26 protein-coding genes are annotated in these 22,910 nt (G+C 69.9%); 15 read left to right on the plus strand and 11 right to left on the minus strand.

Annotation, left to right across the window (positions count from 1 at the left end; translation table 11 throughout):
* The first annotated feature begins 66 nt into the window (after nt 1-66).
* The 5 genes from IE302_RS02215 to IE302_RS02235 are packed head-to-tail and all read left to right on the plus strand — an operon-like array spanning nt 67 to nt 4,749.
* Nucleotides 67-1,230 carry an NAD(P)/FAD-dependent oxidoreductase gene (locus IE302_RS02215; RefSeq protein ID WP_191251216.1) on the plus strand — a complete coding sequence of 388 codons (1,164 nt, stop codon included), beginning with the start codon at nt 67-69 and terminating at the stop codon, nt 1,228-1,230.
* The gene (locus IE302_RS02220; RefSeq protein ID WP_191251217.1) at nt 1,227-1,493 is read left to right on the plus strand and encodes a (2Fe-2S)-binding protein; all 267 of its coding nucleotides are present in this window, start codon (nt 1,227-1,229) and stop codon (nt 1,491-1,493) included. Before IE302_RS02215 ends, IE302_RS02220 begins: the two co-directional genes overlap by 4 nt.
* Nucleotides 1,490-2,839: an FAD/NAD(P)-dependent oxidoreductase gene (locus tag IE302_RS02225; RefSeq protein WP_191251219.1), complete on the plus strand. Its 1,350-nt coding sequence runs from the start codon at nt 1,490-1,492 to the stop codon at nt 2,837-2,839. Before IE302_RS02220 ends, IE302_RS02225 begins: the two co-directional genes overlap by 4 nt.
* Nucleotides 2,836-3,747 (plus strand): dihydrodipicolinate synthase family protein, encoded by a 912-nt coding sequence (locus IE302_RS02230; protein ID WP_191251221.1) that lies wholly within the window; start codon nt 2,836-2,838, stop codon nt 3,745-3,747. Before IE302_RS02225 ends, IE302_RS02230 begins: the two co-directional genes overlap by 4 nt.
* Entirely contained in the window at nt 3,748-4,749 is a 1,002-nt protein-coding gene (locus IE302_RS02235; RefSeq protein ID WP_191251223.1) for a proline racemase family protein, read from the plus strand.
* Between the two features lie 122 nt (nt 4,750-4,871).
* Here the strand turns inward: IE302_RS02235 and IE302_RS02240 are convergent, their stop codons facing one another.
* From IE302_RS02240 to IE302_RS02250, 3 genes are read right to left on the minus strand one after another with little or no spacing between them, the layout of a single operon-like run.
* A complete protein-coding gene (locus IE302_RS02240; RefSeq protein ID WP_191251225.1) occupies nt 4,872-6,086 on the minus strand; it encodes a metal-dependent hydrolase family protein in 1,215 nt (404 codons plus the stop codon).
* A complete protein-coding gene (locus IE302_RS02245) occupies nt 6,083-6,523 on the minus strand; it encodes a GAF domain-containing protein (RefSeq protein ID WP_191251226.1) in 441 nt (146 codons plus the stop codon). Before IE302_RS02245 ends, IE302_RS02240 begins: the two co-directional genes overlap by 4 nt.
* The gene (locus IE302_RS02250) at nt 6,520-7,911 is read right to left on the minus strand and encodes an MFS transporter (RefSeq protein WP_191251228.1); all 1,392 of its coding nucleotides are present in this window, start codon (nt 7,909-7,911) and stop codon (nt 6,520-6,522) included. Before IE302_RS02250 ends, IE302_RS02245 begins: the two co-directional genes overlap by 4 nt.
* A 135-nt stretch (nt 7,912-8,046) precedes the next feature.
* Here IE302_RS02250 and IE302_RS02255 point away from each other — a divergent pair, with 135 nt between their 5' ends.
* The 5 genes from IE302_RS02255 to IE302_RS02275 all read left to right on the plus strand — a co-directional run bounded on the left by IE302_RS02255 (nt 8,047) and on the right by IE302_RS02275 (nt 11,308).
* Nucleotides 8,047-8,973 (plus strand): MurR/RpiR family transcriptional regulator, encoded by a 927-nt coding sequence (locus IE302_RS02255; RefSeq protein ID WP_191251230.1) that lies wholly within the window; start codon nt 8,047-8,049, stop codon nt 8,971-8,973.
* A gap of 79 nt (nt 8,974-9,052) precedes the next feature.
* Entirely contained in the window at nt 9,053-9,226 is a 174-nt protein-coding gene (locus IE302_RS02260) for a hypothetical protein (RefSeq protein ID WP_191251232.1), read from the plus strand.
* A 96-nt stretch (nt 9,227-9,322) separates the two neighbouring features.
* Entirely contained in the window at nt 9,323-9,625 is a 303-nt protein-coding gene (locus tag IE302_RS02265; RefSeq protein WP_191251234.1) for a hypothetical protein, read from the plus strand.
* Nucleotides 9,618-10,754, plus strand: a complete 1,137-nt coding sequence (locus IE302_RS02270; RefSeq protein WP_191251236.1) for a VanZ family protein — start codon at nt 9,618-9,620, stop codon at nt 10,752-10,754. Before IE302_RS02265 ends, IE302_RS02270 begins: the two co-directional genes overlap by 8 nt.
* Before the next feature lie 152 nt (nt 10,755-10,906).
* Entirely contained in the window at nt 10,907-11,308 is a 402-nt protein-coding gene (locus IE302_RS02275) for a hypothetical protein (protein ID WP_191251238.1), read from the plus strand.
* Here IE302_RS02275 and IE302_RS02280 read toward each other — a convergent pair whose 3' ends face one another.
* Nucleotides 11,309-12,397 (minus strand): S1 family peptidase, encoded by a 1,089-nt coding sequence (locus IE302_RS02280; protein WP_191251240.1) that lies wholly within the window; start codon nt 12,395-12,397, stop codon nt 11,309-11,311. It lies immediately after the preceding gene.
* Between the two features lie 399 nt (nt 12,398-12,796).
* Here IE302_RS02280 and IE302_RS02285 point away from each other — a divergent pair, with 399 nt between their 5' ends.
* Nucleotides 12,797-13,966, plus strand: a complete 1,170-nt coding sequence (locus IE302_RS02285; RefSeq protein WP_191251242.1) for an LLM class flavin-dependent oxidoreductase — start codon at nt 12,797-12,799, stop codon at nt 13,964-13,966.
* A 3-nt stretch (nt 13,967-13,969) separates the two neighbouring features.
* Here IE302_RS02285 and IE302_RS02290 read toward each other — a convergent pair whose 3' ends face one another.
* From IE302_RS02290 to IE302_RS02300, 3 genes are read right to left on the minus strand one after another with little or no spacing between them, the layout of a single operon-like run.
* Complete coding sequence (locus IE302_RS02290; protein ID WP_191251244.1) at nt 13,970-14,905, minus strand: M56 family metallopeptidase; 936 nt, start codon at nt 14,903-14,905, stop codon at nt 13,970-13,972.
* The gene (locus IE302_RS02295; protein WP_191251246.1) at nt 14,902-15,264 is read right to left on the minus strand and encodes a BlaI/MecI/CopY family transcriptional regulator; all 363 of its coding nucleotides are present in this window, start codon (nt 15,262-15,264) and stop codon (nt 14,902-14,904) included. The genes IE302_RS02290 and IE302_RS02295 overlap by 4 nt, the downstream gene beginning before the upstream one ends.
* 26 nt (nt 15,265-15,290) lie before the next feature.
* Nucleotides 15,291-16,340, minus strand: a complete 1,050-nt coding sequence (locus IE302_RS02300) for a C40 family peptidase (RefSeq protein ID WP_191251248.1) — start codon at nt 16,338-16,340, stop codon at nt 15,291-15,293.
* Between the two features lie 176 nt (nt 16,341-16,516).
* On the opposite strand from IE302_RS02300, the gene IE302_RS02305 reads away from it, so the two are divergent.
* Genes IE302_RS02305 through IE302_RS02315 form a run of 3 tightly spaced genes read left to right on the plus strand, consistent with a single transcriptional unit; the run spans nt 16,517 to nt 19,212 of the window.
* On the plus strand, nt 16,517-16,831 hold the full coding sequence (locus tag IE302_RS02305) for a hypothetical protein (protein WP_229907553.1): 315 nt from the start codon (nt 16,517-16,519) through the stop codon (nt 16,829-16,831).
* A gap of 54 nt (nt 16,832-16,885) precedes the next feature.
* Entirely contained in the window at nt 16,886-17,983 is a 1,098-nt protein-coding gene (locus IE302_RS02310) for a PLP-dependent cysteine synthase family protein (protein ID WP_191251250.1), read from the plus strand.
* Nucleotides 17,980-19,212: an MDR family MFS transporter gene (locus IE302_RS02315; protein ID WP_191251251.1), complete on the plus strand. Its 1,233-nt coding sequence runs from the start codon at nt 17,980-17,982 to the stop codon at nt 19,210-19,212. Before IE302_RS02310 ends, IE302_RS02315 begins: the two co-directional genes overlap by 4 nt.
* Here the strand turns inward: IE302_RS02315 and IE302_RS02320 are convergent.
* From IE302_RS02320 to IE302_RS02335, 4 genes are all read right to left on the minus strand, one after another.
* Nucleotides 19,191-19,760, minus strand: coding sequence for a vitamin K epoxide reductase family protein (locus tag IE302_RS02320; RefSeq protein ID WP_191251253.1), 570 nt, complete (start codon nt 19,758-19,760; stop codon nt 19,191-19,193). The two genes, IE302_RS02315 and IE302_RS02320, sit on opposite strands and share 22 nt — an antisense overlap.
* On the minus strand, nt 19,757-20,425 hold the full coding sequence (locus IE302_RS02325; protein ID WP_191251256.1) for a DsbA family protein: 669 nt from the start codon (nt 20,423-20,425) through the stop codon (nt 19,757-19,759). The genes IE302_RS02320 and IE302_RS02325 overlap by 4 nt, the downstream gene beginning before the upstream one ends.
* 93 nt (nt 20,426-20,518) lie before the next feature.
* Nucleotides 20,519-20,938 (minus strand): hypothetical protein, encoded by a 420-nt coding sequence (locus IE302_RS02330; protein WP_191251258.1) that lies wholly within the window; start codon nt 20,936-20,938, stop codon nt 20,519-20,521.
* A 534-nt stretch (nt 20,939-21,472) separates the two neighbouring features.
* Nucleotides 21,473-22,027: a TetR/AcrR family transcriptional regulator gene (locus tag IE302_RS02335; RefSeq protein WP_191251260.1), complete on the minus strand. Its 555-nt coding sequence runs from the start codon at nt 22,025-22,027 to the stop codon at nt 21,473-21,475.
* Nucleotides 22,028-22,123: 96 nt separating this feature from the next.
* Here IE302_RS02335 and IE302_RS02340 point away from each other — a divergent pair, with 96 nt between their 5' ends.
* Nucleotides 22,124-22,861, plus strand: a complete 738-nt coding sequence (locus tag IE302_RS02340; RefSeq protein WP_191251262.1) for an SDR family NAD(P)-dependent oxidoreductase — start codon at nt 22,124-22,126, stop codon at nt 22,859-22,861.
* Nucleotides 22,862-22,910 lie beyond the last annotated feature (49 nt).

Consider the following 22,910-nt stretch of genomic DNA (forward strand, 5'->3'; position numbering starts at 1 on the left):
TATTGACACTCCTCCGGGGAGGAACCTACTCTCCGATCGTTCGTTTTACCGAACGCTGGAGGTGCGATGAACCGAACGCGCGTGGTCGTACTCGGCGCCGGCATCATCGGCGCCGCGTGTGCCCGTGAGCTGAGCCGGGCGGGCTTCGACGTCGTGGTCGTGGATCGCGGCCGTCCCGCCGGGGGCACCACTTCGCACGGCGAGGGCAACATCCTCGTCTCCGACAAGGGACCCGGCGCCGAGCTCGAACTCGCGAAGCTGTCGACGGCCCTGTGGCCTCAGGTGGTCGCCGAGATCGCCGACGAGGACGCGCTTGCCGCCTCGGCGATCGAGTACGACCCCAAAGGTGGCATCGTGGTCGCCACCACGGACGACGGCGCCCGCGCCCTCAGCGCGTTCGCCGCGACGCAGTCCGGTGTCCGCGCGGAACCGTTGTCGCCAAAGGAACTCGCCGAAGCGGAACCTGCGGTGACCCGCGAGGTGACCGCCGCGTTCCACTACCCGGAGGACGCTCAGGTCCAGCCCGCGGGCGCGGCGCTGGCCCTGCTGGGGTCCGCGCTGCGGCACGGCGCCCGGCTGCGGTCCGACACCGAGGTCGTCGGCGCGACCGTCCACAAGGGACGGATCACCGGGGTCAACGTGCCCGGCGAGGTGATCGAGGCCGACGTCGTCGTGAACGCGGCGGGTCCGTGGGCCGGTCAGGTGTCGGCGCTGCTCGGTGCCCCGATCGCGATCCGCCCGCGCCGGGGCGAGGTGCTGGTGACCACGCCGATGCCCGGCGTCATCCGGCACAAGGTGTACGACGCCGATTACGTCGGCGCGGTCGGTGCCGATTCGGGCGAGCTCCAGACCTCCGCCGTCGTCGAGTCGACCTGGGGCGGCACCGTGCTGATCGGCTCGTCCCGCCGCCGGGTGGAGTTCGACGACGCGATCCGCCCGGACGTGCTGAGCGCCATCGCCGTCAAGGCACTGAAGTTGTTCCCGTCGCTCGCCGACGTCGCGGTGATGCGGGCGTACGGCGGGTTCCGGCCCTACGTCGACGATCATCTCCCGGTGCTCGGCGAGGATCCACGGCTGGCGAACCTCTGGCACGCCACCGGGCACGAGGGCGCCGGTATCGGGCTGAGCGTCGGCACCGCGCGGCTGCTGCGCGAACTGCTCACCGGGACGGAGCCCGCGATGCCGGTCGAGGAATTCACCGTGGATCGTCCGGCGGTGGTGGCCGCATGAGCGACCGGCCGATCCGGATCACCGTCGACGGCGAACCCCTGACCGGGATCGCGGGCCAGAGCGTGGCGGGAGTTTTGCTCGCTGCGGGACGGATCTCCTGGCGTGCGACGCGTTCCGGCGCGCCCCGCGGCGTGTTCTGTGGGATCGGCGCGTGCTTCGACTGCCTGCTCACGGTCAATGACGTGCCCGACGTCCGCGCGTGCCGTCGTCCGGCCGCCGACGGCGACGAGATCCGCACCCAGACCCGGGAGGAGCACGCGTGAGCAGGCAAGTGGTGATCGTCGGTGCCGGGCCCGCCGGGCTCGCGGCGGCCGAGCACGCCTTGCGGGCCGGCGCCCAGGTCACGGTGCTGGACCAGGCGGAAACGCCCGGCGGCCAGTACCACCGTAAGCCGCTGGACGGCTACGCGGCAGGGCACAGCAGTCCGGAGTTCGACCGGCGCCGCCGCCTGCTCGCCCATCCCCGGTGCCGGTGGTGGCCCGGGTCCACCGTCTGGGCGTTCGACCGGGTGGAGAACCGCCTGCACGTGCTGCGAGGCCAGTCCGACGGCAGTGGACGGCGACGGCTGACCCTGGTCCCGGACGCGCTGGTCCTGGCGACCGGCGCGCACGACCGCACCCTGCCGTTCCCCGGCTGGGAACTTCCCGGCGTGTACACGGCGGGCGCGGCGCAGGCGCTGGCGAAGGGGGAGCGGGTCGCGATCGGTAAGCGGGTCCTCGTCGCCGGGGCCGGGCCGTTCCTGCTGCCGGTCGCGGAATCGTTGCTGGGCGTCGGGGCCGAGGTGGTCGCGGTCCTCGAGGCGAACCCGTTCGCGACCGTCCGAAAAGGATGGTCGGCCCGCCCGTGGCGCCTGGCCGCCCACCTCGGCAAAGCCGTTGAACTGGCGCGGTACGCCGCGACGCTGGCCCGCCATCGCGTCCCGTACCGGCTGGGCCGGACCGTGATCGAAGCCCGCGGCACGGACCGGGTCCGCGAGGTCGTGACCGCGAAGGTCCGCGCGGACTGGTCGGTCGTCCCCGGCACCGAGCGGACCCACGAGGTCGACGCGGTCTGCGTCGGGCACGGGTTCGTCCCGCAGCCGGAACTGGCCGTCGCCGCGGGCTGTGTCCTGGACGGTGGTTTCGTCCGGGTCGACGACGCGCAACGGACCACAGTGGACGGTGTGTTCGCCGCGGGCGAGATCACCGGTATCGGCGGCGCGATCACCGCCGTGGCCGAGGGTGCCGTGGCGGGATGCGTCGCCGCCGGGGGAGAGCCCGCGCCGGCCTTGATCCATGCACGCGACCGCGCCCTCACCTTCGCCGAGCGCCTCGCCACGGCGCACCCGATCGGCTCAGCCTGGCGGGACTGGTTACGCGAAGACACGATCGTCTGCCGGTGCGAGGAAACCACGTACGGCGAACTGACCCGCGCGGCCCGGGACGCGGCCTGTCCCGGCTCGCACGCCCTCAAACTCGGCACCCGGGCCGGCCTCGGCCCTTGCCAGGGCCGGATGTGCGGCCCGGCCGTGTCCGAACTCTGCGGTGCCACCGAACGGCACCACCGCCCCATCGCCCAGCCGATCCGGCTCGGCGAACTCGCCGCCCGAACCGAAGGAGACCCTGAATGAGCACCCCCGACCTCGGTGGCGTCGTCGTCGCGACCGCCCTCCCGTACCGGGCGGACGACTCGGCGCCCGCCGGGCTCGCCGTGGATTACGACGCCTACGCCGCGCATTGCCGGTGGCTGATCGACAACGGCTGCCGGGGCGTCGGCCCGAACGGTTCCCTCGGCGAGTACTCCTCGCTGACCGACGAGGAACGCCGCCGCGTCGCCCGCACCGCGATCGAGACCGTCGGGAAGGACGGGATCGTCGTCGTCGGCGTGCACGGCCCCGGATCACACCAGGCCAGGCACTGGGCCGAGGTCGCGGCCGAGGACGGCGCCGGCGGCCTGCTGTGCCTGCCGCCCACGATGTACCGCGCGAACCGCGGCGAGGTGCTCGCGCACTTCGATGCGGTGGCGTCGGTCGGGCTGCCGGTGATGGTCTACAACAACCCCATCGACACCAAGGTCGATCTCACCCCGGCGCTGCTGGCCGAGATCGCGCAGATCGACAACGTGGTCGCGGTCAAAGAGTTCTCCGGTGACGTGCGGCGGGTGCTGGAGATCCGCGAACAGGCGCCGGGTCTCGACGTGATCAGCGGCGCCGACGACGTCGTGCTGGAAAGTCTCCTGATGGGTGCGACGGGCTGGTTCGCCGGTTTCCCCAACGTGTTCCCGGCCGAGTCGGTGCGCCTGTTCGAGCTGGCGAGGGCCGGGAAGCTCGACGAGGCCAGGGCGCTCTACGAGCCGCTGGTGGCCGCGTTCCGCTGGGATTCGCGCACCGAGTTCGTCCAGGCGATCAAGCTCGGCATGGACCTCGTCGGCCGCTACGGCGGGCCGTGCCGTCCGCCGCGGGGCCCGCTCACCGGCGAACACCACGAGCAGGTCACCGCCGACATGCGCCGCGCGCTCACCTCGCTGGGGGTGGCGTAGGTGCGGTCGATCCGGTCGATCACCGCCGTCGACTCGCACACCGAGGGCATGCCGACCCGGGTGGTGACCGGCGGGGTCGGCGTCATCCCCGGCGACACGATGGCCGAACGCCGCCGGTACTTCATGGAGCATCTGGACCACCTGCGGCGGTTCCTGATGAACGAGCCGCGCGGCCACTCCGCGATGAGCGGCGCGATCCTGCAGCCGCCGACCCGGCCGGACGCCGACTGGGGCGTGGTGTACATCGAGGTGTCGGGCTGCCTGCCGATGTGCGGGCACGGCACGATCGGCGTGGCGACGGTGCTGGTGGAGACCGGCATGGTCGAGGTGACCGAACCGAAGACCGTGGTGCGCCTGGACACCCCGGCCGGGCTCGTGCACGCCGAGGTCGACGTCCGGGACGGCCGCGCGGAACGCGTCAAGCTCCGCAACGTCGCCTCGTTCCTCGCCGAGCGCGACGCCGTCGTCGAGGTGCCCGGCCTCGGCGAGGTGCGCTACGACCTGGCCTACGGCGGGAACTTCTACGCCATCCTCGAACTGTCCCAAGTGGACATCCCGTTCGACAGGGCGGAGAAGGACCGGATCCTCGCCGCGGGGCTGGACATCATGGCGGCGATCAACGAGCAGCGCCGTCCGAAGCATCCGGCGGATCCGCTGATCGGCGGCTGCAAGCACGTCCAGTTCCTCGCGCCCGGTTCGGACGCCCGCGCTTCCCGGAACGCGATGGCGATCCATCCTGGCTGGTTCGACCGGTCGCCGTGCGGCACCGGCACCTCGGCCCGGATGGCCCAGCTGCACGCCCGCGGCGAGCTGCCGCTGCACACGCCGTTCGAGAACAGTTCGTTCATCGGCACCACGTTCACCGGCGAACTGGTCGCCGAGACCACCGTCGGAGGTGTCCCCGCCGTGGTGCCGGAGTTCTCCGGGCGCGCGTGGATCACCGGCAACGCCACCTACCTGCTGGACCCGGACGATCCGTTCCCCGCGGGATTCGTCCTCTAGCTGGGCTGAAGGGGACTTTCCCCGCGTAGGACGTGGGGAAAGCGCCCTTCGCCGCACCCGCGTTTCGTCCTCTGAATGCGATCCTTGCGCGCGCAACTACCGCCTTCAGAGGACGAAACGCGTCAGGCGGAGACTATCGTCCCGGCCTGGACGATGTGCCGGAACTTCTCCGGCTCGGCCAGGACGCCGATGTCCTCCAGCGGATCCCGGTCCACGACGAGCAGGTCCGCGTGCGCGCCGGTGGCCAGGGTGCCGATCTCGCCGGTCAGGTTCAGCAGGTCCGCCGCCGTCGACGTCGCGGAGCGGATCACCTCCAGCGGGGACTGGACCTCGCCGCGCAGCCGGAACTCGTGGTTCTGGTGCCGGTGCATGCCGCCGAGCAGATCGGTGCCGTACACCAGTTTCACCCCGCCGCGGACGGCTCGCTCCAAAGCGGCCATGCCCGCGCCGAGGACGTCGTCGACCTTGCGCCAGCTGGATTCCGGCAACCCGTGCTCGCGCCCTTCCTCTTTCAGCGCCCAGTACGTGACCAGGGTGGGCACGAGGTAGGCGTCGTGCCGGAGGAACAGTTCGACACTGAGGTCGTCGATCAGGTTGCCGTGCTCGATCGACCGCACGCCCAGTTCCAGCGCCCGGTTCACCGCGCGGGCGGTGTAGGCGTGGGCGGCGACGTAGCGGTTGGCCGACTCCGCCTCCTCGACGATCGCGCGCAGTTCGTCGGCGGAGTACTGCGTCGAGTCGATCCGGTCGGTGGGGGAGGCGACGCCGCCCGAGGCCATCACCTTGATGTGGTGCGCGCCCTTGCGCAGTTCGTCGCGCGCCGCGGCGCGGACCGCGTCGACACCGTCGGCGACCCTGCTGAGACCCGCGCAGCACGGGTGGTCCTCGCTGACGTTGGCACCGCGGGTCCGGCTGTCGCCGTGCCCGCCGGTCTGGCTGAGCGCACGTCCGCAGAACAGCAGGCGCGGACCCCGGAACAGGCCCTCGGCCTGTGCGTCGGCGAGGCCGTAGTCGGCGCCGGAAGCGTCCCGGACCGTGGTGAAACCCCGGTCCAGCATCCGGCTCATCGTGCGGGCGCTGTGCGCGGTCACGTAGGAAGGCGACGACGCGGGGAGCGAGCCCAGGTCCGCTGTCGACGCGGTCACGTGCACGTGGGCGTCGACGAGACCGGGCAGTACGAACGCGCCGCGCAGATCTTCGGTAAGCACGTCACCGGCGCTGAGGCCGGAGCCGATCTCGACGATCCGTCCGTCGGCGCACCGGAGGTCCCCTTCGGTGTACTCGCCCTTGACCGGGTCGAGCAGACGGGCGTTGCGCAGCAGTAGCGATCCGGTCATCGGGTTTCCTCCAGGAGTTCGAGCAGAGCCGGGACCGCCAACGGTGCCAGAGATCGGGCCGCCGCGACGGAATCGTCGTCGTAGCTGCCTTCGGCGTCGAGGATGTTGAGGACGCCGAGCGTGCGGCCGTCGTCCACCACCGGCACGTTGATCACCGCGCCGCAGCCGAGCCTGTCGATGAGCTCGTGGTCGGCGAAGATCTCCCGCACGGCCGCCCTGTCGGGACCGAAATAGGGCTCCTGCCCGGTGATGCACCGCTCCAGCCAGCCCGCCGCCACCTCGACGGTCTTCTCGCCACCGACCGGGTAGGCGTGCGGGTGGCTGCTGTGCACCCGCCGCAGCGCTCGCCGTTCGGGCACCCACGCCAGCACGGTGAACAGCCGTACGCCGATGGTGGCCCGGGTCTTGTCCTCCACAGTGGACAGTGACACGGTCACTTCGTCATCTCCTTCGCGGTCTCCACGGGCTTGCCGTGTTCGGTCAGTTCTTCCAGGGAACGGCCGGCGGTGGAGAGGCCGAACACGACCACGCACACCACCCCGGCCGCCAGGACGGCGGTGGTCAGGCCGAAGACGCCGGCGAAACCGAGGCTCGCCGCCGAAAGGCCGATGATCGTCGGGGCCAGGATGCTGCCGACCCGGCCGAACGCGCTGGACAGCCCGGTCCCGCTGGCGCGGATCCAGGTCGGGAACACCTCGGGGGTGTAGGAGTACACACCGGCGTAAGTGCCGTTGAGGAAGAACGACAGCACTGCCCCGGCGAGGGTGATCGACCACGGAGCGTCCATCTGGCTCAACCAGAACGCGCTCACCGCCGAACCCGCGAGGTACAGCGCGATGGTGTGCTTGCGGTCGAGCCGCTCCGAAAGCCACGCCGCGGAGAAGTACCCGGGGATCTGCGCCAGGTAGATGATGATCGAGAACTCGAAGCTCTTGGTCACCGTGATTCCACGTTCGACGAGCAGCGTCGGGATCCAGGAGAAGAAACCGTAGTAGGAGAAGGTGATCACGAACCACACGGTCCAGATCACCGCGGTGCGCCGCGCCATCGCCGGGCTCCACAGGAACTTCAGCGCGCTGAAGAGGTTGACCTTGGGGGTTTCCGTGGCGGGCTGGGCGTCGGCTTGAGCGACGGCCGGGAGTTCCTGTCCTGTCGCCTTTTCGACGTCCCGCTCCAGTTTCGCGACGATCTTCTCGGCCTCGGCGTGACGTCCGTTCGCGACCAGGAACCGGGGTGATTCGGGCAGCGAGCGGCGCCACCACAGCAGCATGACGATCGGCAGCGCGGTGATCAGCTGCGCGACCCGCCAGCCTTCCGGCACCGTCGGGACGACGAACCGGCCGATCAGCGCGGCCATGACGAACCCGAACGAGAAGAACCCGGCGAGCGCGCCGACGAACCAGCCGCGCCGTTTGGCGGGGACGAATTCCGACAGGAACGGCGCGATGATCGCGCTTTCGGCGCCCGCGCCCGCCCCGGCCAGCACCCGGGCGCCCAGGAAGATCTCGTAGTTGGGGGAGAAGGCGGCGAGGACGGAGAACACCGCGTAGAAGGCCAGCGCGTACATCATGACCTTCTTGCGGCCGATGCGGTCGCCCAGCAGGCCGGCGGCGATCGCGCCGAAGAGGAAGCCGAACGGCGTCGCCGAACCGATCAGCCCGAGCTGCCCGTTGTCGAGGCCCCAGGCGGCTTTCGCGCTCGGCAGGAGGAAGGCGACCACGGCGGAGTCCATGCCGTCGAAGGTGTAACCGAGCCCGCCGATGAGCAGGAGTTTGTAATGGGGACGGCTCAGCGGGAGCCGGTCCAGTCGTGCCAGAAGCGTCATGGGGAACGCCTTCCGTGGTTCGGGCGACGAGGAGTGCGGACAACGTATACTGCGTTTCGACAAAACTGCAATGGTTGTTGCAAGTGGTTCGCCGGGCACGATGCGTTACCGTGACGCGGTCGAGGGAGGGCGTGCGTGACAGAGACGGGAATCGACGACGGATTCGAGGCGTGGCTTCGGGATCGGACGCCGGAACGCGGCCTGCGGCCGAAGTCGGCCGCCGTGCTCGAAGTGCTGGTCTCGCAACCGCGCCGGGCGTCGTTCGGGTCGACGGCCGAACTCGCCCAGCTCGCCGGGGTCAACGTCGCCACGGTCACCCGCACCGCGCAGGCGCTGGGGTTCGCCGGTTGGCCCGCGCTGCAACAGGAATTGCGGGCGCGGTACATGTCGTCGCTGAGCGCGCCGCAGGTGGCCGAGGAGCACCGGGACGTCGACTCGCCGGGATCGGCGTCGCTGCGCCGCGACCTCGACAGCCTCGGTCTGCTCAACCGGCGGATCGCCGAGGACGAGATCCGCAACGTCGCGGAAGCCGTCGCTGCCGCGCGCCGCACGCTCGTCATCGCCGACGGCAGTTACGCCGCCGTCGGGATCGCCTTCGCGCACAACGCCCGGCTCGCCGGTTACGACGTCCACGCGATCACCGCGGGAGACGCCGAACTCGCCAACGCCACGGCGAAACTCACCTCCGAAGACGTGCTCATCGCGATCAGTTTCTGGCGACTGTACGAAAGCACCGTGCTCGCGGCGAACGAAGCCAAGACCAGGGGAGCCCGCGCCTTCGCGATCACCGACGCGGCCAGCCCCGCACTGGCGGGCGCCGTCGAACAGGTGCTGATGGTGCCCGCCGAGGGCGTGACCTTCTTCCCGTCGCTGACCGCGGGCATGAGCCTGGTGCAGGCCATCGTCGCGCAGCTCGCGGCGGTCGATCCGGTCCGCACCGGCGAGTCCATCGAAGCGGCCGAGGCCATGTGGTCGCGCTTCGATCTGCTGCACCGCCGTCCTGGGTCGGCCGAAAGGCCGGTGCCGAAAAGGCCGACCGGTCGAGGCGTCTCCGCCGGATGACCGATCCGCCGGCCCCGGTCGGCGGGCGATCCTGGTTCCAGGCCGCCGGAACAGGCGGTACCGGGACGAGGAGGCAGACATGACGATCTTCGCGACTTTGGGCGCTTACGCCGGGCTCGCTCTGCTGGCGCTGATGGCGGTGACCCCGCTGCTGGTCGAGCTCGACCAGCGCTTCCCGGTCACCCGCCGGGCCAAGGCGGTCAAGGCGGCCGAACGGGAACACCGGATGCCCGCCGGACTCGCTTCAGCGTGACGCAGAGCACAGACGAACCCGTGGGGCTACCTCATGTGAGTGATTCCGAACCTGTCAAGTCGTAACTTTGCGTCGCGTCATGGAACGCTGAGTGACGTGACCGTGGATTGCTGCATCACTGCCCAACCCGCCGACGCCTTCGCGGAGTTCCGGAGGAACGTCGACGACCTGACCCAGGCGTATCTCGACGCCTGCCGTCAGGGCCGCACTCCGGGCGACGCCACACTCGACCTTCTGCAACGGGTTCATCGCGAGGACCGCAACTGGGTCGTCGTCCATCTGACCTTCGCCATCGCCGCGCTCGCGCATCAGCGGGCCCTCGCCTCGGCCGACGTCACCCGGCCAGGTGGCGTAACGGGTGCTCCGGGGCGGGCGTTGTTAGCTTCCGCGAGTGACTGATCCGACCATCTCCGCGGTCATCGCGGTGTTCGCGGGTTTCGTGCTCGCGGGCCTCCTGGCCGTCCCGTACGTCGCCGCGAGCTACCGGCGCCGCGGCGAACTCGGGTTCTGGCGGGTCCTGCTGGTCTTCGGTTTCCTGATCTACGCCATGTCCTTGTGGACGTACACGTTGCTGCCCATCCCGGAGACGACGGCGTCGTGGTGCGCCGAGCACGCGTCCGGTCATCTGCAACTGCGCCCGTTCCAGTTCGTCGCCGACATCCGCCGCGAACAGACCGGCGCCGGCCTCCGGGCGTTCCTGCGCAATCCCGCCGTCCAGCAGGCGGTGTTCAACGTCGCCCTCTTCGTGCCGCTGGGCATGTTCGTGCGGCACCTCTTCCGGCGGGGTTTCCTCGCCACCGTCGCCATCGGCTTCGCGGTCTCACTGTTCATCGAAGGCACCCAGCTCACCGGGGTCTGGTTCCTGTTCGAATGCCCGTACCGGCTGGCCGACGTCGACGACCTGCTGATGAACACGCTCGGCGCCGCCGTCGGCTTCGGGCTCGCTCCTTTGCTGCGGTTGCTGCCGGGGAACGAGCCGTCCGCGCCGCCGGGAACGCCGCGTCCGGTCACCGCGCGCCGCCGTCTGCTCGGGATGGCAGTCGACGTCGTCTCGGTCGTCCTGCTCGGCACGACGATCGGGATCGTGACGACCTTGCTGGCAGGCGAACCGGACACCGTGGTCACTGCGCTGATCGCCACCCTGCTGCCCGCGGTGTTGTTGCTGTTCGTCATCCCCGTCGCGGGCAACGGCGCCAGCTTCGGCCAGCGCGTCGTACTGCTGCGCCCCGCCGGACCGGACGGCGGGAAACCCGCTCTGTGGCGGATGATCGTGCGGTTCCTGGCCGGATCCGGCGGCTACTTCACCCTGCTCACCCTGGCGTCCGCGGTGAATGGCGGGTTCGAGCCGTTGGCGAACCTGCTGTTCTTCGTCAGCGGCATCCTCGCCATCCGGCCTCAAGGCCACCAAGGACTTTCCGGGCTTCTCGCCGGAGTGCGGGTGGTCGACGCGCGGGCGATCGGCGGCCCGGACGAGCCGCCCGTCACCGCCGACGTGCACGGTGGTGCCGGGGCAGGTGGGTCGGGCTGACCTCCGCCGATCACTGGCGCACCGCGGGTGACACGTCCGTGCAGACCTTCGAGCTGCGCCGCTTCTGACACCGGCCACCCGATCGGGTCGATCCTGCCGTTCATGCGAGTCATTACGCCTGGCAGCGGGCTTGGACCGGAACACTCCGCGCGGTGAACGTGGAGTCGATGGACGACGTGGCCGACTGCCTGCTCTCGGTGGCCTGGAACATCTTCCCGTTGATGGGGAAACCTCCCGCGAGCCCGGGGAACCGGACGGAGGAGATCCGGACGCTGCTCGTCGACGCGTGTCACGACGCCGGGTTGCGGGCCCGTGAGTGGGCGGCGGCGCACGGGGCGGGAACCGAGGAGGACCGCGTTCCCTTCCTGCGGCTCGCCGAGGTCGGGACGGACGCGAACCTGTTCCTGGGCATGGTTTCCGGCACGCTGGTCACCGACCAGGAGCGGGTCCGCCGCCGATGGGCGGAGATCGAGACGCTGGTCCGGGAGGCGGGCGAACTGGCCGGGTGGATCAGGGGGCGGCCGAGGGATCGGCCGCCCCTCCCGGCGGGGTGATCAGTCCTTTTCGAGCGTCAGGTCGTAGCGGTTCAGTACCTCCTTGACGGGCTGGAAGAAGGTGGTGCCGCCCGAGCGGCAGTCGCCGGAGCCGCCCGAGGTCATGCCCTGCGCCTGCACCCGTTTCGTGCCGGAACCCGACGACGGGCGGCTGACGAACGAGCCGCCGGAGTCACCCGGTTCGGCGCAGGCGTCCGTCTGCGTCAGCCCCCGGACCACGTTCCCGTTGCCGTAGTTCACCGTCTGGTCCAGCGCCTCGACCCGGCCGCACTGCCAGTGGGTGGTGATCCCGGACCGGCAGATCCGGCCGCCGACACCGACGACGTCGGCCCCCTCGATCCGCACGTCGGAGCCGTCCTCGTACCGGTCGACCCGGGGCGGGGTGTCCACGTCGGAGTGGGTCACCCTGACGGTCCCGTAGTCGTTGCCGGGGAAGGACGACTTCGCGACCTTGCCGATCGTGCCGTCGACGCCGTGCACGGTGCCGCCGAGTTCGGTGCAGTGGCCGGCGGTGATCACGTAGCGGTCGTCGTCGTCATAGGCGTTGAACCCGACCGAACACGCCCCGCCGCTGAAGTAGAGACCTTGTCCGCCGACCACGTCCCACAGCGGTCGTGGCGCGCTCTTCACCTGCTCCACCCGGACCGGGACTCCGGCGGACGCGGCCCACGCCCGGCCCGTGGCGTCGCCGCCCACCACGCTGACGACGACGTCGTTGGCCACGACGTCGATGTACCAGCCGGCGACGGAGCCGGGCAGGCCCGCGGTTCTGTTGTCCAATGTGGACTGAATTCGCCTCAGCTCGGCCGTACTGTGCCGCAGCACCTTCGGGACGGCGCCTGCCGCGCGGATCCTGGCCGAATGGCTCGCGTCCGTGGTGCCGACGACGAGCCGGCCGGTCGTGTCCAGCCAGGACCCGGCGAACGCCGCGCCGAGCGATGTGCCGAGCTTCTGCTGCGCGGCGGCCAGCGTGGCCGGCCCCGCCGCTTCGGTCAGCACAGGGGCCGCCGAAACAGGGGCCGCGAACGCGGTGACCGTCGCCGCGACTCCGATCAGGACGGTGAAGGTGCGCAGAGGACGTCGTATCACGAAAACCTCCAGGTATCGCGAAATTCGTTGCGGAGTGGATCGGGAATCGACGTTACGACAGTGCTGTCCCGTTCGAATGCCGCCATTTGAGTAGCACCGGCAATTCCCCTTTCCGGCGCAAGGGGTGGATCGTTTTCGTGTGGTGCTCACTCTTGTGAGTGGAGAATGCCCGATTTACCGTCCCCGATGTGTTGTCGGATACGCGACAATCCGCGACGTGGGTGTGGCATTCGGGAAAGGGGCTGTTTCGTGTTCATCACCTGATTGTGTGCGGCGGAACCCGTTTGCCCGATCAGATGACGAACCGGTCTCGTTGCGCCGAACGTGCGACTTCTGTAACGCCGTGCGCGCACCCGCTGACTGATCTTTCGGTGACCTGGGAGCAGACGGAGGCCGTGGATGAAGATCGACCTGTTCAACGAGATCCAGAACCCGCGGCCGTGGCCCGAAGGACATGAACGACTCAGGTTCTCCCAGGCGATCGAACAGGCCGTCCTCGCCGACGAACTGGGCTACGACTGCTGGTGGCAGGTCGAGCACCACGGGGCGGGGGAGTTCAGCCTGTCCTCCGCGCCGGAGCTGATGCTGGCCGCGCTTTCCCAGCGCACCAGCCGGATTCGGCTCGGGCATTCCGCGGTTCTCGCGCCCGGCCGGTTCAACCATCCGATCCGGATCGCCGAACGTGCCGCGACGCTGGACCACCTCAGCGGGGGCCGGGTCGAACTCGGCCTGACCCGCTCGACGATCCCGGAATGGCGCCTGTTCGGCATCGAACCGGACGAAGCGCGGGCCCAGACACAGCAGGCGTTCGAAATGGTCCCGCGAATGTGGACGTCCGACCGTTTCTCCTATGAGAGCGACGCCTATCGCGTCGACGACGTGCCGATCTCGCCGAAACCGGTCCAGAAGCCGCATCCGCCGCTCTGGCAGGCGGCGGCGAGCCCGGCGTCGTTCGAGGAGGCGGGACGGCGCGGAGTGGGGGTCCTTGGCACGACCATGTGGGAATCGCTGGAACGCGCGGGAAGGCTGATCAAGCTGTACCGGGACGCGGCCGGGCGATGCACCGATCCGGTCGGGGCGTTCGTCAACGACCAGGTCGGGTTCTTCACCTTCGTCCACTGTGCCGACACCGACGAGGAGGCGATGCGCAACGGCGCCGCCGCGGCCGCGGCCTGGTACACGGTGACGGCGCTGACGTTCTTCGAAGCGGCGAACGAGTTCGTGCGCCTGAACGCCCGGCAGGAGGAGATCGTCGCCGCGCCCGACGGCGGCGGGCTCACCGGCGATTTCCTGCGCGGTGAGGCGAAGAACGCCCCGACGGAGGCGAATCTCCTGATCGCCCGGATCCTGCAGGGCGAGTCCGTGCCGGACGACGAGATCTTCACCGTGCTCAGCGCGCAGGACTCGCTGATCGTCGGCAGTCCGGAGACCTGTCGCAAGAAGCTGCGCGCCTACGCGGAGCTGGGCATCGACCGGATGATGTGCCTGCAACAGATCGGCGGCATCCCGCACGAGAAGGTGCTGAAGAGCATCCGGCTGATCGGCGAGCTGATCCCGGAGCTGGCCTGAGCCTCACCAGCAGGAAACGAGTCCGGTCGCGAAGAGCAGCCCGACGGTGAAGGCGGGCGGTGCCAGCAGGGCGAGGGTCCCGCCCGCGACGGCCTTCGCCCGTGCAGGGAAGCGGGACGGCCCGGTGGGGTGCGAGGCCAGCATCCGCAGCCGGATCTCGGTGTCGCCACCGGCCATGCCGAGCGCGCGGCGGGGCCCGTCCGCCGCGTGGATGGACAGCAGGGCCGACCGGACGGTCTCGGGACCGTGCCGGGTGGCGGCGGCCCGGTCGGCGGCCAGTTCGACGAGCAGCCGGGTCGCGCCGGGGAGTTCGCGCATGAGCGGGACGAAGCGCAACGTGCGGCCCAGGACGTCGGCCGAGGCGGTCAAGAGGTGATGCCTGCCCCGGAGATGGGCCTGCTCGTGGGCGAGCACGGCGCTCAGTTCGCGGCGCGAAAGCCGCGCGGCCAGCCCCTCGCTGGCGACGATCAGGCCGTCGCGGCCGCCGAGGCTGTAGGCGATCGGACGGTCGTCGGGCAGCCACAGCGTCGGCCCCGACCGGGCGCCGGACAGCCGGAGTGCGTCGAGATGACGCCGGTGCAGCCGGGTGCTGCGCTTCCGGCGCCGCGCCGACGCCACGGCCAGCCGGGCCGCCGCGATCACGAGGGCGGCACCCGCGAACGTCCCGGCGACCGGGTCGAGGGCGGGAACGTCACTGTGGCCGACCGCGGCCCAGCAGTCGTGGAGGACCCGCGTGATGGCCGTGGCGGGACCGTGGTCCGGCAGCACGAGGAGCAGGACGGCGCCCAGGGTGCCGGCGAGGACGCCGAGCGCGGTCAGCAGCCACCACGCGAGCGCGGTGCCGGGGCTGATCCCGCCCGCGGTGAGCCTGCCGAGCACCCGGGGCGAGAACCAGCCGATCAGCACGACGCCGGTCAGGAGCACCGCCGCCAGGATCATCGTTTGCCGGGCTTCCGCCGCAGCGCCCGCCGAAGGATGTCCGACTCCTCTTCGGTGACCGAGCGCGCGAAATGCAGCAGCACCGATTCCCGGTCGTCCGAGGCGTCGAGGAGTTCGCGCAGGCTTTGCGCGGTGGCTTCTTCGCGCGTCGTCACGGCGCGATAGCGGTACGCGCGATTCTCCATCTCACGCACGACCCATTCCTTGCGGTGCAGATTGTCCAGCACCGTCATCACCGTGGTGTAGGCCAGATCGCGGTGCTGGTTGATCGCCTCGAGAACCTGGCGCACCCGCAAGGGTTCCGCCGAATCCCAGAGCACGTCCATCACCGACGCTTCGAGCTCGCCCAGCCGTTGCATGACACCTCCGCCCGGAAGGATACTGCTCAGCCGACGACGCGCCGGGCGCCCATCAGATGCCCGTCTCCCTTGACCGACCGGACGTCGACCAGCTGGCCCTCGGTCGGCGCGTCGACCATCTTGCCCGGTCCGACGTACATGCCGACGTGGTGGATTGCGCCGGGATTCCCGGTGCCGTCGTCGTAGAAGACAAGATCGCCTGGGATGAGCTGGTCGAGCGGGACGGGCTTGCCGACGGTGTACTGCTGACGGCTGGTCCGGGGGAGCGAGATGCCCGCCTGTTTGTACGCCCACGACGTCAGGCCGGAGCAGTCGAACTCGCTCGGCCCGGTGGCGCCCCACTCGTACTGCGAGCCCCGTTTGGACAACGCCGCCTGCAGCGCGTCGTTCGCGGCGCCCGGCGGGCCGAGGTAGGAGCCCTTGTCCTGGACCTTGCCGAGTTTCGCCTTGTCGGCCGAGGGGAGGGCGTCGAGTGCCTCGCGGACCTGGGCGATCTGGGTGTCGAGGTCCTTCTTGCGGGTGCGGACCTGGTCCAGCGCCAAGGTGGCGTCGTTCGCGGCGAGCTGGGCCGTTTCCCGCGCGTTCGTGGCGGTGGTACGGGCGGTCTGCGCCTTCCCGAGCGCGTCGCGCAGGCCGCCGAGCGCCTTCGCCTTCTCCCCGGCCAGCACTGTCAGCGCCGAGGAACGGTCGAGGAACTCCTGTCTGCTTCCGCTGTCGAGCAGCAGGATGGCGTTGCCGAGCCGCTCACCGTTCATCGCGGACCGCGCGATCGCCTCGACCTGCGGCCGGAAGCGGTCGATCGCCGACTGCGCCTGCGCGAGGTCGCCGTCGGCGCGGCCGAGGGCGGCCGTGGCCTGGTCACGTTCGGTCTCACGGGTCTTCAGCCGGTCTTGTGATTCCTGCAGATCCTCGTCGGCCTTCGCCGCCTGGGCGCCGAGTTCCTGGTAGCGCCGCATCGGATCCTGGCCGTCCGGCGGTGCCGGTTGCGCGCTCGCGGGGAGCGTGCCGAGGCCGAGGACCATGAGGGCGGCGGTGGCGGCGAGGGGGTGCCGCAGCGAGCGCCGGTGTGGGGTCACGGGTGCCGAATCTCCTGTCGCACAGGGTCAACTATCGCGCTTAGTAGTACGGGGACGGTTGTGAGCGTGCGGTGAAGTCCTACTAGGGCGGTTAGTACTAAAGGACATGGGAGATCGAGTCGATCTTTGCTACGGTGGGAACCGTGAGTGTCTCTCCGGCTACTCTTCGTCGACTCGTGGTGGCCTTGCTCCTGCTGATCGTGGCGGGAACGCAGGCCTACGGCTGCCTCGACGGTCATCATGGCGAAGCCGCCCCCGTCGCGGTGGCTTCCCACGACTCGTCGTGCCCGCCGAGCGAGGGGCACCTGCACTCCCGCCCGCTGGCCGCGGTCGCGGTGCGGAGCGACGACTCACCGTCCCTTCCGGACTCCCCGCCGCCGCTCATCCCGGGCCGTGTCTTCCGGTTCGTCGCAGGGGAAAGCCCGCGTTCGGTCGCCCTCGATCGAAGTGGACCGCGGATACTCGCCGAACTGTGCGTCCGCCGGACGTGACCGACGCCGCGTCGTCCTGGTCATGCCCGCACCGCACAGAAAGACGAATCCTCGATGAACGCTGTCCTGCGTCAGGAACATCTCGCCCCCTCCCGCCTTCTCAGCGCCGCCGCGCGCTGCGTGAACCCGGCACTGGCAGTCGGCAACACGCCCGTGCTGTGGATCGACGAACGACTCACCGGATCCGGCAAGGGGTTCTGGGCCAAACTGGAAGGCTTCAATCCCGGCGGCATGAAGGACCGCCCCGCGCTGCACATGGTCGGCGAGGCCAAGGCGCGCGGCGACCTCGCCGACGGCGCGACGATCGTCGAGTCGACCAGCGGGACCCTCGGGCTCGGGCTGGCGCTGGCCGGGATCGTGCACGGGCATCCGGTCACCCTGGTCACCGATCCGGGCATGGAGCCGATCGTGCGGCGGATGCTCACCGCGCACGGCACCCGGGTCGACCTCGTCACCGAGCCGCATCCGGACGGCGGCTGGCAGCAGGCACGCCGGGACCGGGTCCGGCGGGTACTCGAAGAGAAGCCCGGCGCCTGGTGCCCCGACCAGTACCACAACCCGGACAACGTGGCGGCGTACGCGGGCCTGGCCGACGAGCTGGCCGCGCAACTGGGCCGGATCGACGTCCTGGTGTGCTCGGTCGGCACCGGCGGGCATTCGGCCGGGACCTTCCGCGCGCTGCGGCGGTACTTCCCGCATCTGCGCCTGATCGGGGTCGACACCGTCGGGTCGACGATCTTCGGGCAGCCCGCCACCTCGCGGCTGATGCGCGGGCTCGGGTCGAGCATCCACCCCCGCAACGTCGACTACGACGCCTTCGAGGAAGTGCACTGGGTCGCCCCGGCCGAAGCCGTGTGGACCTGCCGGCGGCTCGCCGCCGCCCAGTACGCGACCGGCGGCTGGAGCGTCGGCGCGGTCGCCCTCGTCGCCGCGTGGCTGGCCCGCACGCACGACCCGGACGTGCGGATCGCGGCGATCTTCCCGGACGGCCCGCAGCGCTACTTCGACACCGTCTACAACGACGAATACTGCGCGGGACACGGTCTGCTCGACGTCGTCCCGCCCCGGGAACCCGACGTCATCGGGCATCCCGGCGAACGCGTGGTGGAACGCTGGACCCGCTGCCGCACCGTTGTGGATCCCGCGCTGTGAAGGGATTCCTCGAACGGTTCCGGTCCTTCGACCGGCCGAGCAAAGTGCTGATGGTCAACCAGTTCACCATCAACGTCGGCTTCTACATGCTGATGCCGTACCTCGCCGGGTACCTCTCGGGCCCGCTGGGGCTCGCGGGCTGGGCCGTCGGCCTGGTGCTGGGCATCCGCAACTTCTCGCAGCAGGGCATGTTCCTGGTCGGGGGCACGCTCGCCGACCGGTTCGGCTACAAGCCGCTCATCGTCGCCGGATGCGTGCTGCGGACCGCGGGCTTCGCGTTGTTGAGCGTGACGTCCTCGTTGCCGTCGCTGATCGTCGCCTCCGCGGCCACCGGATTCGCCGGAGCCCTGTTCAACCCGGCGGTCCGCGCCTACCTGGCGGCGGACGCGGGGGAGCGGCGGCTGGAGGCGTTCTCCGTGTTCAACGTCTTCTACCAGGGCGGGATCCTCGCCGGTCCGGTGGTCGGGCTGGCGCTGACGGCCGTCGACTTCCGGCTGACCTGCCTGGTCGCCGCCGCGGTCTTCGGTGTCCTGACCGTGGTCCAGGTGCGTGCGCTGCCCGCCCACGAAAGCGAGAAGGAACGCTCGTCGATCCGGTCGGACTGGCGGGTCGTCACGGCGAATCGTCCCTTCCTGCTCTTCGCGCTGGTCATGATCGGCTCGTACGTGCTGTCCTTCCAGACCTACCTGGCCCTGCCGATGGAGGCCCGCCGGATCACCGGCTCGGAGACGTCGGCCACCGTGCTCATCGCCGGGCTGTTCGTGATTTCGGGCGGCCTCGCGATCGCCGGGCAGCTCAAGATCACCGCCTGGTTCAAGGACCGGTGGTCGTCCGGTACCTGCCTGGCGGTGGGAATGGTGTTCATGGCCGCGGCGTTCGTCGCGCCGCTGACGGTCGCCCGGGCCGGACCGGTCGTGGCCGGCGCCGGGCTGCTCGTCTCGGCCGCGTTGCTGGCCGTCGGCACGGTGGTCGTCTTCCCGTTCGAGATGGACACCGTCGTCCGGCTGTCGGGCGACCGGCTGGTCGCCACGCATTACGGTTTCTACAACACGATCGTCGGGGTGGGCATCCTCCTCGGGAATCTCTTCACCGGCACCGTTTTCGACCTTTCACGCCGGGCGGGCCTGCCGGAGATCCCGTGGCTTGCCTTGACGGTGATCGGCGTCGCGTGCGCGGCCGGGTTGCGCGGTCTCGACCGGAGCCGCCTTCAGACGAGCGTCTTCCAGTAACTCCAGAAGGCCTGCAGGACGGCGGCGGCGATGGCGGCGTACCAGAGGACGAGCACCACGCTGTGGTAGCGGAGCAGTGTCCGTCCCTTGTGGAGGTTGCGCAGGGTCGTGTACCAGAAGACGGCGATGGTGACCGCCCAGACGACCATGCAGTACGGGCAGAGCGCGCCGATGACGTAGAGGCTCTGGAGCATCAGCCAATGCACGAACACCACGCCGAGCGCCGCGCCCGCCTGCAGGCCCAGCCAATACCAGCGGGGAAGCCATGCACCGCTCAGCACCGCGACCCCGGTCGTCATGACGACGGTGAACCCGACGATCCCCAGCAACGGGTTGGGGAAGCCGAACAGCTCCGCCTGCGGTGTCTTCATGATCGACCCGCAGCTGAGGACGGGATTGATACTGCAGGTGGGAATGTAGGAGAAATCCTTGAGCAGCTTGATCTTCTCGACGGTGAGCACCAGCGCCGCCAGCAGGCCGATCGCACCGCCGATCAGCAGCACCCACGGCGTCACGCGGACCGCGAACGGCGCGCGTTCGTCCGTCATTTCGCCAGCTCCCGGTCGATGACGGCTTTGAGGGCCTGATAGGACGGTGATCCGGAGAACTTGACCCCGTTGACGAAGAAGGTCGGTGTCCCCTCGACGCCGATGTCCGCGCCGTCGGTGCGGTCGGCCAGGACGCGGCCGAGCGTGACCGGGTCGTCCAGCGCGGCCTCGAAGGCGGCCGTGTCGAGCCCGAGCTGACGCGCGAAGCCGACGAAGGTGTCGCGATGGGAGACCTGCTGGTCACCCCATTCGGGCTGCTTCTCGAACATCAGGCGGTACATCGGTTCGAGCTTTCCTTGCTTGCCGGCGGCTTCCACGGCCCGCGCGGCGAGTTCGGCGTTCCGATGGCTGGGGATGGGGAAGTAGCGCATCACGAAGGTGACGCGGTCCCCGTACTCGGCGCGCAGCCGCTCGACACCGGGGAACGCGGCGCCGCACGCCTCGCATTCCAGGTCGAGGAACTCCACGACGGTCACCTTGGCGCCCGCCGGATCGGACAGCCGATGACTGTCCGGCCGGACCAGGATCGACGCGGGCACCGCCGGGGGTGCGTCTGCTTGGGCGGCCGGGGTGTCCTCACCCGGCTTGGTGAAGACGAGCAACGCGGCCACCACCGCGACGACGACGGCTACGACCGTCAGGGAAACCTTGGTGTTCTTGGTCATTCTGCTGAGTCCTTGGCTCGGGAATCGGGCGACTGAAGGCGGCATGGCCTGCCGGTCCGCCTCGGGGCGGACCGGTCACGACCGGGAGGCCGATCAGGTGCGGGAAACGCAGAGCTGGACGAGCGGAGGCGTCGTGGCCAATCGCCTGGACAGCACGGACAACGGCAGGCCGGGTGGCAGGCCCGCGGTGTCGGGACGCTGATGCCGGACGAGCAGGAAGAGCGCGGCCAGTGCCACGCCGATCCCGATGGCGTCGTCGAGGTGGTTGTGCGGGGGTTCGCCCGGGACGAGCCAGGCGGCGTGGGCGCCCGCGGGGCTCGCCTGGGACGTCGCCGGTTCGCATTCGCCGGCTGCGGCATGGGTCGATTCCGCGGCGAACAGGGGAGCGCAAGGCGACCCGGCCGCCGCGGCGCCGTCACTGCACAGCGCGCTTTGGACCAGGGCGACGATGGTGAGCGCGGCCAGCACGGCGAACAGCCGCGCGGCCGTCGTCGCAGTCCTTCCGCCGGGCACGGACAGAAGAGTAAAGGCGCCTTTGTAAAGCCGCGGCGAGGTCGGCTTCTTCACGGCAGGCCCAAGTACATGAATGGGTCCTTCACGGAGCCAGGCGCAAGCAAGGGGGCCTTCATGTACCGGCAAGCGGGCAAGCGCCGGTATCGAGTGGGTCGGGTGGGTCGTGAGTGGCAAGTGCCGCTCTAACGGACTCGCATTTGCTTACCCACTGAGGTGGCTGGCTTTCGGATGTGGAGGATTTGGGACGTTCAACGTCCTGAATCCTCCACACTCGGTCTCGTGCGGGTGGCGGGGGAAGATTCCGGCCGTTGAGCGTCCGGAATCTTCCCCTGTCACGTCGTCTGCCACCGGTCGTGACCGGCACGATCTTGATCAACGGAGGATTGGGGGCGTTGAGTGTCCCGGATCTTCCGTTGATCAAGGTCCGAGCTTGGCAGCCACGGAACCGCCACCCTCACGCAGCTCAGGCGTAGGTAGGCAAATACCGGTCCGTTCTAACCCCACTTACCACTCACGACCACCCCGACCGGCGCCTCACCGGAGCCGGACCGCGTCCAGGGTCACGGCGAGGACGCGTTCGCGCTGGGCGTCGTCCACGTATTCCACGGTGCTCACCCCGCTGATCATCCGCAGGATGTCGTCGATCGACAGTTCCGGTCGCGCGGCCCCGGCCCGCTGCGCGCGTTCGAGCAACGGACCTCCCGCCTCGCGCATCGCCTTGCGGCAGGCCTGGAAACCGTCCGTGGTGCGGTTGAGCGCGTCGGCGAAGGCGAGTTTCGTGCCGATGTACTCGACGAACCGGTGCAGCCAGGTCGCCAGCGCGTCCCAGGGTTCGAGGTCCGCGACAGTGCCGGCGGCGCGGCACAGTGCCACGACCTCTTCGCGGTGCACCTCCTCGACGAGGTCTTCCCGTGACGGGAAGTTCCGGTACAGGGTGGCGATGCTGACACCGGCGCGCCGGGCGATGTCCTCGAGCGACGGCTGGGCCCCGGACTCCGCGAACGCCTCTCGTGCCGCGGCGACGAGCACGTCGAAGTTGCGTCGCGCGTCCGCCCGCTTCGGGCGCCGAGTGGGCAGGACCGGCTCCATCGCGTCTCCTTGACAACCGTAGGAAGCCTACGGTTAAAGTGTAGGGGTACTTTCACTTCTGATTCTACGTGCACCTCGCACGGGAAACCGGGGACCATGCCCACCGACACCATCGCCCTCGTCACCGGAGCCACCAAGGGGATCGGCCTGGCCACTGCCAGGCAACTGGCCGAACGTGGCCTGACCGTGCTCCTCGGCGCTCGCAGCGCTGAGAAAGGCGCTCGCGCGGCCGCGGAACTCGCCGACGCCGGGCTCACCGCTCATCCGGTGCTGATCGACGTCACCGACGACGCGTCCGTGCGAGCCGCGGCCGCGCTCGTAGAACGCGAGTACGGGCGTCTGGACGTGCTCGTCAACAACGCCGGGACGCTGACCCGCAAACCGGCGGTCGAGGTCACGGCCGACGACATGCGGCCGGAGTTCGAGACCAACGTCTTCGGCCTGGTGCGGGTGATCCACACGATGCTGCCGCTGCTGAGCCGTTCGCGTTCCGCCCGGATCGTGAACGTCGCGAGCGACTCCGCGATGTTCGCCAAGGCGACGGAGCAGGGGTCGATGTTCGCCCGTTCCCACGAATCCTTCGCCTACTCCGCCACGAAAGCGGCGGTGAACATGCTCACCGTCAAGTACGCCAACGCTTTCCTGGACGATCCGCGGCTCGCGCACATCAAGGTCAACGCGGTCACCCCGGGCTTCGTCGCGACCGACCTCAACGACTTCCGGGGTGTCCGCACCACCGCCGAAGGGGCGCGTGCCTCGGTCCAGTGGGCGACGGCGGGCGATGACGCGGAGACCGGTGGCTTCTTCGACGACAACGGCAGGGTGCCGTGGTGACCCTTGTGACAACCTAGCGTTTGCTTGGTCCTGCTACGCTCCCCTCACC

The organism is Amycolatopsis oliviviridis (genome assembly GCF_014654365.1).
GTDB classification, from domain to species: Bacteria; Actinomycetota; Actinomycetes; order Mycobacteriales; family Pseudonocardiaceae; genus Amycolatopsis; species Amycolatopsis oliviviridis.

Bases quoted from the DNA above. Each gene is read 5' to 3' on its own strand.
- IE302_RS02220 (WP_191251217.1), top strand. From the start codon at position 1,227: ATGAGCGACCGGCCGATCCGGATCACCGTCGACGGCGAACCCCTGACC.
- IE302_RS02340 (WP_191251262.1), top strand. From the start codon at position 22,124: ATGCCCACCGACACCATCGCCCTCGTCACCGGAGCCACCAAGGGGATC.
- IE302_RS02250 (WP_191251228.1), bottom strand. From the start codon at position 7,911: ATGACGCTTCTGGCACGACTGGACCGGCTCCCGCTGAGCCGTCCCCAT.
- IE302_RS02285 (WP_191251242.1), top strand. From the start codon at position 12,797: ATGAAGATCGACCTGTTCAACGAGATCCAGAACCCGCGGCCGTGGCCC.
- IE302_RS02325 (WP_191251256.1), bottom strand. From the start codon at position 20,425: ATGACCAAGAACACCAAGGTTTCCCTGACGGTCGTAGCCGTCGTCGTC.
- IE302_RS02295 (WP_191251246.1), bottom strand. From the start codon at position 15,264: ATGCAACGGCTGGGCGAGCTCGAAGCGTCGGTGATGGACGTGCTCTGG.
- IE302_RS02290 (WP_191251244.1), bottom strand. From the start codon at position 14,905: ATGATCCTGGCGGCGGTGCTCCTGACCGGCGTCGTGCTGATCGGCTGG.
- IE302_RS02230 (WP_191251221.1), top strand. From the start codon at position 2,836: ATGAGCACCCCCGACCTCGGTGGCGTCGTCGTCGCGACCGCCCTCCCG.
- IE302_RS02215 (WP_191251216.1), top strand. From the start codon at position 67: ATGAACCGAACGCGCGTGGTCGTACTCGGCGCCGGCATCATCGGCGCC.
- IE302_RS02310 (WP_191251250.1), top strand. From the start codon at position 16,886: ATGAACGCTGTCCTGCGTCAGGAACATCTCGCCCCCTCCCGCCTTCTC.
- IE302_RS02240 (WP_191251225.1), bottom strand. From the start codon at position 6,086: ATGACCGGATCGCTACTGCTGCGCAACGCCCGTCTGCTCGACCCGGTC.
- IE302_RS02320 (WP_191251253.1), bottom strand. From the start codon at position 19,760: ATGACGGACGAACGCGCGCCGTTCGCGGTCCGCGTGACGCCGTGGGTG.
- IE302_RS02335 (WP_191251260.1), bottom strand. From the start codon at position 22,027: ATGGAGCCGGTCCTGCCCACTCGGCGCCCGAAGCGGGCGGACGCGCGA.
- IE302_RS02260 (WP_191251232.1), top strand. From the start codon at position 9,053: ATGACGATCTTCGCGACTTTGGGCGCTTACGCCGGGCTCGCTCTGCTG.